Origin of the sequence: Psychrobacter muriicola 2pS (genome assembly GCF_904846535.1) — a bacterium.
Classification (GTDB): Bacteria; Pseudomonadota; Gammaproteobacteria; order Pseudomonadales; family Moraxellaceae; genus Psychrobacter; species Psychrobacter aquimaris.
Genome location: NZ_CAJHBC010000012.1, coordinates 12627 through 25497, shown reverse-complemented (window position 1 = coordinate 25497; position 12871 = coordinate 12627). Strand labels below are relative to the sequence as shown.

The 12871-nt window shown below is 45.9% G+C and carries 11 protein-coding genes and 1 pseudogene; all 12 read right to left on the bottom strand.

Annotation, left to right across the window (positions count from 1 at the left end; all coding sequences use genetic code 11):
- Positions 1-119: 119 nt before the first annotated feature.
- Positions 120-2747, bottom strand: coding sequence for an ABC transporter permease (locus tag JMX93_RS13255; protein ID WP_499204995.1), 2628 nt, complete (start codon positions 2745-2747; stop codon positions 120-122).
- Positions 2744-3463, bottom strand: a complete 720-nt coding sequence (locus JMX93_RS13250) for an ABC transporter ATP-binding protein (RefSeq protein ID WP_499204994.1) — start codon at positions 3461-3463, stop codon at positions 2744-2746. Before JMX93_RS13250 ends, JMX93_RS13255 begins: the two co-directional genes overlap by 4 nt.
- A gap of 12 nt (positions 3464-3475) precedes the next feature.
- On the bottom strand, positions 3476-4315 hold the full coding sequence (locus tag JMX93_RS13245; protein ID WP_499204993.1) for an arylesterase: 840 nt from the start codon (positions 4313-4315) through the stop codon (positions 3476-3478).
- Positions 4316-4402: 87 nt separating this feature from the next.
- Positions 4403-5710, bottom strand: a complete 1308-nt coding sequence (locus tag JMX93_RS13240) for an MFS transporter (RefSeq protein WP_499204992.1) — start codon at positions 5708-5710, stop codon at positions 4403-4405.
- Between the two features lie 467 nt (positions 5711-6177).
- The gene (nqrM, locus tag JMX93_RS13235; RefSeq protein WP_193011630.1) at positions 6178-6423 is read right to left on the bottom strand and encodes a (Na+)-NQR maturation NqrM; all 246 of its coding nucleotides are present in this window, start codon (positions 6421-6423) and stop codon (positions 6178-6180) included.
- A 123-nt stretch (positions 6424-6546) separates the two neighbouring features.
- Entirely contained in the window at positions 6547-7719 is a 1173-nt protein-coding gene (locus tag JMX93_RS13230) for an FAD:protein FMN transferase (protein ID WP_499204991.1), read from the bottom strand.
- Positions 7720-7846: 127 nt separating this feature from the next.
- Positions 7847-8008: pseudogene (locus tag JMX93_RS13225) on the bottom strand (oxidoreductase); the annotation flags it as partial.
- A 97-nt stretch (positions 8009-8105) separates the two neighbouring features.
- Positions 8106-9341: an NADH:ubiquinone reductase (Na(+)-transporting) subunit F gene (gene nqrF / locus JMX93_RS13220; protein ID WP_193011632.1), complete on the bottom strand. Its 1236-nt coding sequence runs from the start codon at positions 9339-9341 to the stop codon at positions 8106-8108.
- Between the two features lie 123 nt (positions 9342-9464).
- Entirely contained in the window at positions 9465-10073 is a 609-nt protein-coding gene (gene nqrE, locus JMX93_RS13215) for an NADH:ubiquinone reductase (Na(+)-transporting) subunit E (protein WP_193011633.1), read from the bottom strand.
- Positions 10073-10744, bottom strand: a complete 672-nt coding sequence (locus JMX93_RS13210; protein WP_193011634.1) for an NADH:ubiquinone reductase (Na(+)-transporting) subunit D — start codon at positions 10742-10744, stop codon at positions 10073-10075. Before JMX93_RS13210 ends, nqrE begins: the two co-directional genes overlap by 1 nt.
- 1 nt (position 10745) lies before the next feature.
- Complete coding sequence (locus JMX93_RS13205; RefSeq protein WP_443215958.1) at positions 10746-11651, bottom strand: Na(+)-translocating NADH-quinone reductase subunit C; 906 nt, start codon at positions 11649-11651, stop codon at positions 10746-10748.
- Positions 11632-12867, bottom strand: a complete 1236-nt coding sequence (locus JMX93_RS13200) for an NADH:ubiquinone reductase (Na(+)-transporting) subunit B (protein WP_193011636.1) — start codon at positions 12865-12867, stop codon at positions 11632-11634. The genes JMX93_RS13205 and JMX93_RS13200 overlap by 20 nt, the downstream gene beginning before the upstream one ends.
- Positions 12868-12871: the final 4 nt, after the last annotated feature.

Below are 12871 nucleotides of genomic sequence, written 5' to 3'. Positions count from 1 at the left end.
GGAGTTTAAACCTGACACAGATTGGAGGAGCGCTATCGTTTAGTCAGGAAGTCAACTAACCTTAGCACCTGCCCCTGTGTTATCTAATGTAGCAGCAAAAGCAAGATTAGCTTCCCACCCTAAATCATCGCCCTTACCCGCGCCATAATCCCGCGTCCAATCACCAATCTCACATAGATAATGGCAATAGCAAACAGCAATACGATTAACGCCGCACCACCAATAGCCAAGCTCATCCACGGCACACTAAATTGTAGATTAAACCACTGCGTGATGGCCGCCCATGCGCCAACGCTGGCGATAACCACCGCAAAGGTCGCCGCGCTAATACCAAGCACGCCCAACTCTAAGATATTGAGCATATATAGGTCGCGTTTTTGCATACCGAGCAGTCTAAATGACGCGCTGTCCTTCATACGATCTTGTGAGGTAGACAGTAGCGAACTGATCAGCACCATGACGCCAGTGAGTAGGGCAAGCAAGGTGAACACATAGACCAAGCGGCTCATTTGTACCACCAGCTCTTGGATTTGTTTCGCAATTGCCGTGCCATCGATGGTGGTGACAGCAGGGAACTCGCGTACCAGTTTGCCTTGTAGCTCTGGAATGGCATCTTCTGATACGTGCGCGGTGGCAAATTGAATCTGCGGGGCAGCGGACAGTACAGAGGGCTCAAATAAGAAATAAAAATAAGGGCTTGGGCCACGCTCATAGCGCGTGCGAATACTGGTGATCTGCCCGACGATCTCGATACCTTGAATATTAAAGCGTACCTGATCGCCCATACCGACATTGAGCATACTGGCAGCAGTATCCAAGATAGATAAGGGTTTGACTTTTTCATCTGTCGCATCGATAGGGGTATATAGCGCGTCGTCCGTGAGTGAGTCAACGATATATTCGGTATCCATCACCGTATCTGCGTAGCTTAAGTTAAAGACACGCGTGGGGTCATCAAACCCATCCTCAGGTTCGATATCTTTTGCCGCCACATCATTGGCCGTCTCCACACGGGCACGAATGACGGGATAATAAGTGACGGGCGCCTCAATAATCGCATCGATATCGTCATGTTGATCGCTCTGCACATCCAGCAAAAACAGATTGGGCGCGTCTTCAGGATAGGCATTGATAAACTGCGCATTGATACTGTGATTGAGTGTGGTGATAAGCGTCAGCACTGCCACCGATAGTGATAAGGTGACAAAGAACAACGCTGATTGATTGCCTTTACGTGCAAGGTTATGAATGGCGATACGCTGCATCCAACTGACTTTGGTATTGCTCGCCAACTTGTTAAGTAGCCACAACCACCCACGCGCCAATAGCCAAAATATCGCCACAAAGCCAATCAAGCCGCCCAATAGCTGTACGCCTAATGACAGCGAGCCCACTTCATAAGCGAAGAAGGCATACAGTCCTGCCAACACCAAGCCATACCAGAGTAATGGCGTGCGTCGATACCACGGCAGGTTTTTCGTTTGTGTGCTTGCCCCTTGATTGAGTAGGGTAGCGGGTTTGGTGGTGTTAAGCGCGCTTAGACCACGCTGCGCAATCAGTAGCGTCAGGGCTAAGGCAATCACAATGGTCTTGATCGCACTGATCGGATTGATAGCTAAGCCAACGTCGGCAGGCAAAATAGCAACCAGATATGGCTGACCAATTTTAAGCAAGCCCAGACTAAGGACAATCGCGGCAACACAAGCAATGACAGTCGTTATGATGAGCAGTTGATAGTAGCTACGTTTGAGTGAACCAAGCGGCTCGCCTAACGCCAAACGAATCGCATTATTGGACTGCTGCTTGCTGACGAATGCGCTAATGACACCGTACATAGCGACTGCAGAGAGTAGCAACACCGCGATGACCAGTAATTTTAAAAACATTAGGACATTGTCAGAGATACGTGAGACGGAAGTATCTGCTGACTCGGCATCAGAAAGCTCGATATCAGGATAACTGGTCAGTATGCCTGTGAGCTTTTTACGCTGCGTCGTTATCAGCTCTGGATCGCCTGCCATCTCGATACGATAGTTTATGCGGCTGCGCTGACCCAATAGATTGGTCGCCTCCAAGGCATCTTGTTTCATTAAGACACGTCCACCAAAACCAAATGTAGTCAGCGGTCTGTCAGGCTCTTTTGTCAGTACATCACTGATCGTAAATTGCGCATCGCCAATAGTGATACGGTCACCGATGCTGGCCTTGAGTCCGCTGAGCACTTCAGGTGCAACGATGACACTGTCGGACGTCAGCTGATCCCACAGCGGTTGTCCTGAGGCAAGCTCAGCTGTACCGTATAAGGGATAAGACGGTGAGACGGCTTTGACGCTGGCAAGCAAGGTTTGTTCATCGGTGACGAGCATGGCGCTAAACTGATAGTCATACACCGTCTGCGTATCGGGGATGGTTTCTACTTGCGCCAATACCTCGCTTGGCCAGTCTTGCTTACTGTTTAAAATCAAATCTCCACCAACGAGCGCGCGCTGATTGTCATTGATATAGCGATCAACAGACTGCTGTATAGAGTCGAGGGTCAGGTAGGTTGCAAGCGAAAGGGTCAACGTTAGCAGAAATAATACCGGATATACCCAGCGCTGCCACCAGCTACGGCTGAGCGCTTGCGAGCCCAGTGTTTGAAAACCTAGGGTACGGGTAAACAGTTGATTGAAGATACCGCTTGAATAACTGGACTCTTGACGCATACTGGTATCAGTCGATTTGTTGTCTGTGGGCTTTTCATTCATGTCGGTACAATCCGGCCGTCATGCATGGTAATGACGCGATCTGCCATCTCGGCAAGCGCAGGATCGTGAGTCACCACTACCAGTGCCGAGCCAACCTGCTGGCGTAAGTCCAACAACAGCTGCATCACTTGATCGGCATTTTGCTCATCCAAGTTACCCGTTGGCTCATCGGCAAATACAATCTTGGGATGAGAGACCAAAGCTCGTGCCACCGCTGTACGCTGCTGCTCACCACCAGATAGCTGATTGGGTAAGCTATGCCGCCTGTGACCCAAATCGACCGCATCAATCAGCTCGTCTACTCTTGCTGGATTTGGACGCCGCGCAATATCAAGAGGAAAGGCGATGTTTTCGGCGACTGTTAGTGTTGGCAGTAGATGAAATGATTGAAAGACAAAGCCCATGTCCTGTTGACGAATGACCGCCAACGCATCTTCATCAAGACTACTGAGCATTTGACCTGCTAGCGACACTGTACCGCTATCGGGATAGTCTAGTGCCGCGAGTAACCCTAGCAAGGTAGATTTACCCGAGCCTGATTTGCCCATGATGACCACAAACTCGCCAGCGTTGACATAGATATCTACGTCTTTAATGATAGATAATTTTTGCTCACCGACTTGCACCGTTTTGTTTAACTGCGAGGCGGTCAGTAGGGCTTGTGTCTTAGAGTCTGCTTGTGGCGTGGAAGCGGCAATCGAAGGTGATGATGTCATTACAGTGTCTCGTTAAGTAGTCTCATTTGGCGTATTTTTTGTCGTTTCGGCTTGAACCGTTTTAGTTGTATTCTCTGCATCAGCTGTTTCTAGCTCTTTTAACTTGGGCTCTAAGATAGGTAAGATATTGTCATTGACGATGATCGTGTAGCCTTCCTTAGTCGGATGAATGGCATCCGCTTGGTTGAGCTCACGGTCACCGCCCACGCCCTCTAAGAAGAACGGAATAAGCGTTACGTTCATGTCTTTCGCGACGCGAGGATAAATGTCTGAGAACGCTGCAACGTAGTCACTGCCTAGATTGTCATAGATTGACATTCCGCCCAAGATGACGACACTGCCATTGTCTTGTAGACGTTTAACAGCCGTGCGGATATTGGCTTCAATTGTCGCCACATCGATACCGCGTATGGCATCGTTAGCACCAATGGTCAAAATCGTCACATCAGGTTTGGTCTGTAGTACCCAATCTAAGCGATTGACCAGCCCAGTACTGGTTTCTCCACTCAATCCTGAGTTGATAACTTTAGCGTTGTCGTAACCCATTGCTTGCAGACGATCTTCTAACTGAGCAGGGTAGTTGTCATCTTTATCAACCCCAAGGCCTTCTGTCAGTGAATCGCCAAGGGCTAAAATAGTGATTGGTGACGAATTGACTTGCTGATCGGCGGGCGCTACGGCCTCCGTGGTTACGGATGCAGTATTGGCTTGATTGTTAGTTGCTTCAGTATTCTGCGTGTCAGGTGCATCCGTAGGTTCGGCATCTTTTTGACAGCCACTGATCGCCATTACGGCTGCGAGTATAACGATAGCAGGCAAGCGCTGAGCGAAACGAAGGGGGGAATTCATCATGGGTGTTGTGTCCTATAAGCAATCAAACCAGTGTAGCAAAATAAGACAGACACCAATATTATCCTAAGGTTACTTTAGTTTTTGATATTAAAGCTTTTTGCCATCAACCATCACTGGGCGACTCACCATCCAAGCAATTACGACGTTGATAACCATCAAAATGAGCATAATTAATAGTGGCAAATCCCAGCTGCCAGTCGCTTCATGTAGCCAACCTGTCCCTAGTGGACCAAAAAAGGCAATCAAATAACCGACGAATTGAGACATACCAGACAGCTCACTAGATTGGTTGGTCGTATAAGTACGTAAGGAAAACAGCATCATACTCAACGTAAAAATAGCAGAGCAGCCAATGCCCATCAGACCTGACCACAACCAAGCGAGATCAGTAGATAAATAACTGATTCCTAAAACGCCAATAACGTTGAGCACAGCGGCAAACACTGCCAGCGCCTGAATAGGGCGGCCGCGATTGATCAGCCAAGTCAGGCTCAGAATAGAGACTGGCGCCATGAACTGGAACACCGAACCCATTTGCCCTGCTTGCACTGCAGATAGCCCCTTACTGACCCAAATAGAGGGTAAGAAACTGGCAACGGTATAAAATAATAGTGATTGCAACCCCATAAATACCGCAATTTGCCAAGCAAAAGGCGTACGCCACATGGAGATTTCTGAAGTTCCAGAGATAGGTGGCACAATCGCTTGATGACTAGACGAACCAAGCCGCAACCGTAAAAATATCCAAATAATAATCGCAAAAATGCCCAATAGCGACCACCCACCCAGTGCCCACTGCCAGCCCACTTGCTCAGATAATGGCAGTACAACTCCTGCGACGATGCCTGCCGTTACCGTCATCGTTAGACTAAATAACCCTGTTATTAATGGAATATGCTTGGGTGTACGCTGTTTAATAACAGGTGCAGCTAAGGTATTCGCAAAACCTATAGCCAACGTCAGCAATAACGTACCAATCAAAAATCCAGACCAAGTGGGAATAACGGTACGAATAATCATACCAGTCGTTAATAACGCAATCATCGCAATGAGTGTATTCTCAAGCCCGAAACGCTTACCAATGGATGGCGCGATCAGTGCACCCACCGCAAAAGTCAACATGGGGACTGCCCCTAACCAACCAATTTGCGTCTCAGAAATATTGAGTGCATCTTGTACGACAGGGGCAATAGAGCCGAGAGCAACAATAGGTGCACGCATATTAGTGGCGAGCAAAATCATGGCACATAAGATGAGCCAAAAAGTGAAGCGTGAGGAGGGCAGCTCAAACGATGACGGCGTATCTGAATGAGACTGTGACGGCAAATCAGGTTGCAAATCAGAAGAGGTAGACATAGCAGCACGACTATTAGAATAAGAAAAAGGACACGTCATTAAACAGCGCCGAAGCATCGTCGCTTGTAAATAACACCAAAGAAACGCACCTAGACGGTGACTAAAATCATCAATCAGAATCGTAAATCAGAACTAGAAACTATTTGCAGAATACAAGATATATGAGCTTTCTGCCCTATTAGCTAGGGTAAATATAATATATGAGTAGTGCCTTCATATATGAGCAATAGCATATATGGGTAACCTGTTTGAAAGCGTGTTTATCTTCAATCACATATCAATTGGATATGGAGTAGGCTTATTTAGCCTACTATTGTTAACAATGATTTCAATGGTACTGTTTATATCCAAAATACCTTGAAGTGATTATAACTATATATATGGCGGTTGGCACAACTAAAAATAGCGCCAGTCCCTTTCAAAGGACTAGACGCTATTATAAGAACAGATGTTAGGTAAATACTACCAGCGTATGGTAACAAACGCGGTATTTATACGAATTTAGTTTATACAGGTTTGCCTAGCTGAGCGGCTCTTAGCGCGTGCTCTTGTTGTTCAGCGATAAGGGAATCGCACTTATTGGGATCATCGCCACAAAATGAGCACTGCTCATCGCCCATCAATTTGGCAACACCACCACAAGAGCCTTTAAGCGGCTTTTTTTTGACCATATAACCGATACCCATAAAGACAAAGAACAGGACAAATACGGTAAAGGTAATGGCAAGCATGGGAAGCAATTGACTAAGCATAGAGGAAACCTCGATTTTTAAAAATAGTGTGGCTATCTATTAGGATAACACCTTAATAGTATAGCAAATTTTTGTATGGCTCGTTGATGGTTATCGAGTCGTTTACAGTATTGCGACTAACGTCTAAAGTTGTTTGTCAGCGCGTAATGCTTGCATCGCTGGTGTTTGTACCACTTGCCAATCATCAATACTGTCGTCAGAAGCGTCATCAGAAACACTACCATCAGAACCGTCTACTTTTGCATCATCAGCTAACACAACGAACATGGCTGCTAGGTTCTGGGCTTTAGCGACATTTAGTGCTTTATGATAAGGCATCGCCGTAAGCGCAGTCGCCCACGCATCAGCCAGTGCGACTGAGTCTGCTGCAACGGTTACCGATGGTGCGCCACCCGCGATAGGTTTGCCAGTTGTTGGATCAATCGTATGACTGTAGCGCTGACCGTCGAATATGACGGAATTGCGATAGTTGCCAGAAGTGGCCAAATACATCTGATTATCGGTATGGATTGGTTGACGAATCGCTGATATTGTCTGACGCTCGCTGACCGTACTGTCTTCAATAGGCGCATCAATCGCAATTTGCCACGGCTGCTGTTGGTTATTGACCCCAGAGGTTGCAATTTCACCACCTATCTCTACCATGTAGTTACGAATTTGATAGTCATCTCTAAGCACATCGGCGATCACGTCGACGCCATAACCTTTGGCAACTGCTGAGAAATCAAGCTCGACACCGTCTTTGGTTTTATAAATGCTCTGCTCTTTTTGTACGATGCTCTCAAAATCTACCAAGGCTTTTGCTTGAGCAATCTCAAGTGCTGTTGGTGGACTTTGCAAGCGTTCAACGGTCATGGTGCTACCAAAGCCCCAAGTCTCTACCAATGGCATGACGGTAGGATCAAATGCTCCACCAGATTGCTGATAGACGATTCGTGACACATCTAGCACGTGGGCAAAATCTGCATCGATAGTGATGGGGATGTCTTTACCTAACTGGTTGAACTTAGAGATAGTAGAGTCTGCTTGATAGGTAGACATGCTGTCATTGATTTGCTGCAAGCGCTTATCAATCGACGCTTGGATGGCTGCTTCATCCGCATCCTCAGGTAGCTGATAACTGATATGGTAGCTAGTTCCCATTGTCTCACCGCTGAGATAATCATAATCTGGCGTTTGCTGGCAAGCACTAAGAGTGAATACAGCACTTATAGCAATAACTGGCAATAAAGTGGTTTTCATCGATTTGTTAGACAATGAGAGTGGGGCTAATTTTTGCATTATTGGTTTTTTCATATTAATCACAATAGTTTTTATGGCAAAAGGGTGAGTGGCATGTTCTATTAGCGTTGCCTATTTTACACCCCTTGTCACCCATAACGCCAATCATCGACTTAATACATATCTGCTTCGCTTCCTAGATTTATTTTACTTTTGATTCGCGGATGAGCTTATAGAGTTTTGGCGGAGATAGGTGATTGACCGTGGTCGCTAGCTTTTCTTTATTGCCTGCTACGATGATATATTCTTCACCCTTAATAAGGGCTTTTATGACTTGTTTAGCAAAGCTAGCTGCGGTTAATCCTTTTATTCAAAGCCAAAAAAAAGAGCCTCAATTGAGACTCTCTTTTATTTATCACCTTAAAATACTTCTTTACGTAACCATTTGCTTAGTTACTCACTTAACCACCGAAGTCATCAAGCATGATGTTTTCATCTTCCACACCCAAGCTATGTAGCATGTCGATGACCGCTGCATTCATCATCGGTGGCCCACACATGTAGTATTCACAGTCTTCTGGGTTTGGATGGTTTTTCAGATAATTTTCAAGTAGCACGTTATGGATAAAGCCGGTTGGACCTTCCCAATTGTCTTCTGGAAGTGGATCAGATAGAGCCACGTGCCATTCAAAGTTATCAAACTCTGCTTGCAGTTGATCGTAATCTTCCACATAGAACATTTCACGAATAGAGCGTGCACCATACCAAAAGCTGATTTTACGCTTAGTGTGTAAGCGTTTAAGCTGATCGAAGATGTGCGAGCGCATCGGTGCCATACCTGCACCACCACCAACGAAAATCATTTCAGCTTCAGTTTCTTTGGCAAAGAATTCACCATAAGGACCTGAAACCGTCACTTTGTCACCAGGTACTAGGCTAAATACCCAAGAAGACATTTTGCCTGGTGGAATACCGTCAGGACCGCGTGGCGGTGGACTGGCGATACGAATATTAAACTTAATAAGGCCTTTTTCTTCAGGGTAGTTGGCCATCGAGTAAGCACGAATCACAGGCTCATCAACTTTTGACACATATTTGAAGATACCAAATTTTTCCCAATCTTCGCGGTATTCTTCGTCAATGATAAAGTCTTTATAATGCACTTCATGCGGTGGCGCTTCTAGCTGTACATAACCACCGGCACGGAAGTTCACTTCTTCGCCATCTGGAATTTTAAGCACTAGCTCTTTAATAAAGGTAGCAACGTTATCATTAGAGAGAACTTCACATTCCCATTTTTGTACATCAAAAAACTCAGGGTCAATCTCGATTTTCATGTCTTGCTTAACCGCTACCTGACAAGCTAAGCGCATGTGATTGCGAATTTCGCCTTGAGTAAAATAGCCTTCTTCAGTGGGCAAGATAGAGCCGCCCCCTTCAATGACGCGGCAACGACACTGCGCACAAGTACCACCGCCACCGCAGGCTGAAGATAAGAAAATACCTTCGCTTGCAAGGGTTTGTAGTAGTTTACCGCCTGCTGGTGTTACTACGTCATTATCGGGATTATCATTGATATGGATGGTAACATCGCCTGAACTGACCAGTCTTGAGCGCGCCGCCAAAATAATGGCAACGAGGCCCATGATGATCAAGGTAAACATAGCAACGCCACCAATCGCCGTAGCGTAATCCATGGTAGGTATCCTTAATCTATGGAGTAGGGGTGCGAAAAGACGTCATTGCGTGTTTCCTGAACCCCTACAGAATAAATGAATTAAATAGGTCAAATCGCTAAATAGGCTTTTAAGCTTAGCGGTCTAAATTGACATACCGCCGAAAGACATAAAGCCAAGTGACATCAGACCAACTGTGATAAAAGTAATACCAAGACCTCGCAGCGGTGCTGGAATGTCTGAGTATTTTAACTTTTCACGGATACCGGCCAATGCAGTAATCGCCAATGCCCAACCGAAGCCTGCGCCCACACCATACACGACAGATTCGCCGAAATTATAGTCACGCTCAACCATAAATAGTACACCCCCTAAGATGGCGCAGTTTACAGTGATAAGTGGCAGAAACACCCCAAGGGCGTTATACAGACTAGGAACGAACTTATCCAAGAACATCTCTAGAATCTGTACGGTTGCAGCAATCAAACCGATATAACTGAGCAAGCCCAAAAAGCTTAAGTCGATATTAGGGAAACCTGCCCATGCCAGCGCACCATCTTTTAGAATGAACTGAAAGAGTAAGTTGTTTAGCGGTACGGTAATCGCCATCACGACGACCACTGCTACCCCAAGACCAATAGCGGTTGAAACCTTCTTTGATACTGCCAAGAAAGTACACATACCTAAGAAATAGGCCAGCGCCATATTCTCAATAAAGACTGAGGTTATAAATAAACTAACATAATGTCCCATTAGTGACCGCCTCCATGTGCCATGCCTTTAGACTGCGGCTTCATTACAAATTCAGCTTCTTCAACCTGTTCTGGTTTCCAGATACGAACAATAGCAATGAACAAACCAATGATAAAGAATGCTGACGGTGGCAACAGTAATAGACCGTTTGGTACATACCAACCGCCATCAGTGACTGGCTGTAGAATAGTAATGCCAAACCAATTACCACTGCCAAGTAGCTCACGGATAGTTGCGACGAACAATAATACTGCTGAGTAGCCAAGACCGTTACCAATACCATCTAAAAAGCTTGGAATGGGTGGGTTACTCATCGCAAATGCTTCAGCACGGCCCATGACGATACAGTTGGTAATGATCAAACCGACAAAGACAGATAGACCTTTACTGACATCATAAGCGACGGCTTTTAGTACCTGATCTACCAAGATAACCAATGAAGCAATAATGGTCATCTGTACGATAATACGAATGCTTGATGGAATCTGCTTACGGATAATAGAGATAAAGAAGCTCGAAAATGCCGTCACCAATGATAATGCCACACACATGACGAGCGCATTTGACATGGTGGTGGTCACCGCCAATGCCGAACAGATACCTAAGATCTGTAGGGCAATGGGGTTATTGTCAAAGATAGGCTTGGTTAAAATATTTTTAGTGTCAGCCATGTTATGCCTCCTTGCCGTTTGCTACTGGTAGCGTGGCTGCCAATTCGGTTTTAGGTTGAGCTGCCGGCTTTGATTGACTTGCTTGTGTATCTGCCGCATTATCAATCGTTTGACCACTCTCTTTACGTAGCGTATCTAAATAAGGCTTATAGCCTTGCTCACCCAACCAAAACTGAATCATATTACTGACACCGCGACCGGTCAAGGTTGCACCACTGATACCATCGACCCAGTTCTCTTTTGGTGTACCCGCTTTGGTCACACCAGTGGCCACATTACCGTTTTCGTCATATGAGTGGATACCGTTCCATTTTGCGCGCCAACCTGGCTCTTCGATACGAGCACCAAGACCTGGGGTTTCTTTATGTTCATAAAAGCTGATACCTTTAATGGTATTCATATCGCTCTCGAGTGTTAAGAAACCATAGATAGTGCCCCACAGTCCATAGCCTTGAATCGGCAAAACAACTATTTCAGGTTTACCTGCGTCATCTTTTTTAACATAGACTTTGGCATATTTGGGCTTACGACCAATACCAGCAGGATCATTGTTGCCTAAATCTTCACTCAGTGCTTTATTCTTAGTCGCTAGGCTTGCATCATAAGCATTACGATCAGGAATGCCAGCTGCTTTTAGCGCTGCATCATCAACGTAGCTGCCTTTATTTAAGTCAACAATTTCGACATCGAAGTCTTTAAAACGTTCAGCAACATCACTCGCTGTATCAGACTCTGCATCGTACATGCCAGCGGCGACCAAAATGTTTTTGTTACGATCTAAGCGAGCATTTTCGACTTGTGCTGGCTTTAGACCAACAGCAGCTGCCGAGACCAATACTGAACATACCAAGCACAGCATCAGAGCCACACTAATGGTTTTCGCATTATTACTTTTGGGCTTGGACATAACGAACCCTCCGAGCGGTTTGGCGTTTGATGTTTGCTTGGGTCACAAAGTAATCAAACAGTGGAGCAAATAAGTTGGCAAATAGAATGGCTAGCATGATGCCTTCTGGGAAAGCTGGGTTAACGACACGAATTAATACCGTCATAAAACCAATCAAGATACCATAAGCCCAGCGGCCTTTATTAGTATGCGCAGCTGAGACAGGGTCGGTCGCCATAAATACAGCACCGAAAGCAAAGCCACCGATCACCAAGTGCCAGTAGAACGGCAGGTTCATCATCATATTGTCTTCAGAACCAACCATATTAAAGACAAGAGAAGTAGCAATTAGACCCACCACACAACCTGCCATAATACGCCATGAAGCAATACGCGTCCAAAGTAGAACGACTGCACCCATTAGGATAGCCAGTGTTGATACTTCACCGATACTGCCTTGCATATTGCCTAAAAACGCATCACTCCAAGTGATCGCATTACCATAGACGTCGACGAAGTCTTGTGGAACCACGCCAAGTGCGGCAAGGCCAAGTGGTGTTGCACCAGAGAAACCGTCAACGGCGGTCCACACTGAGTCACCAGACATATAGGCTGGATACGCAAAGTATAGGAATGCACGGCCTGATAGGGCAGGGTTCAGGAAGTTTTTACCCGTACCACCGAATACTTCTTTTGCCACGACGACACCAAAGATAATACCGAGGGCAACTTGCCATAATGGGATATCTGGTGGTAAACATAGCGCAAACAGCACTGAGGTCACAAAGAAACCTTCGTTGACTTCATGACCGCGCACGACGGCAAATATAATCTCACAGAGAATACCGACCCCAAAGGTGACGATATAAATCGGCAGAAACTGCATGGCGCCGTATACGAAACTTGCCCAGATACTGTCTGGATTATAGCCTGCCATGCTCGTGATAACGGTACGCCAGCCTTCAGGCTGCAAGCCAAGCTGAGCGATAGCCGTTAATGCTTGATGACCAATGTTGTACATCCCCCAAAACATGGCAGGGAAAGTACATAACCATACGGTAATCATAATACGCTTTAGGTCAATACCGTCACGTACATGTGATGCTGCGTATGTGGTTGAGCTTGGTTGACGCAAAAAAGTATCAAACATCTCAAAGATGGCATAGTATTTTTCGTGTTTGCCACCCTTGGTGAAAGACGGCTCCATACGATCGAACATATTGTGTAAAAATTTCATCGTG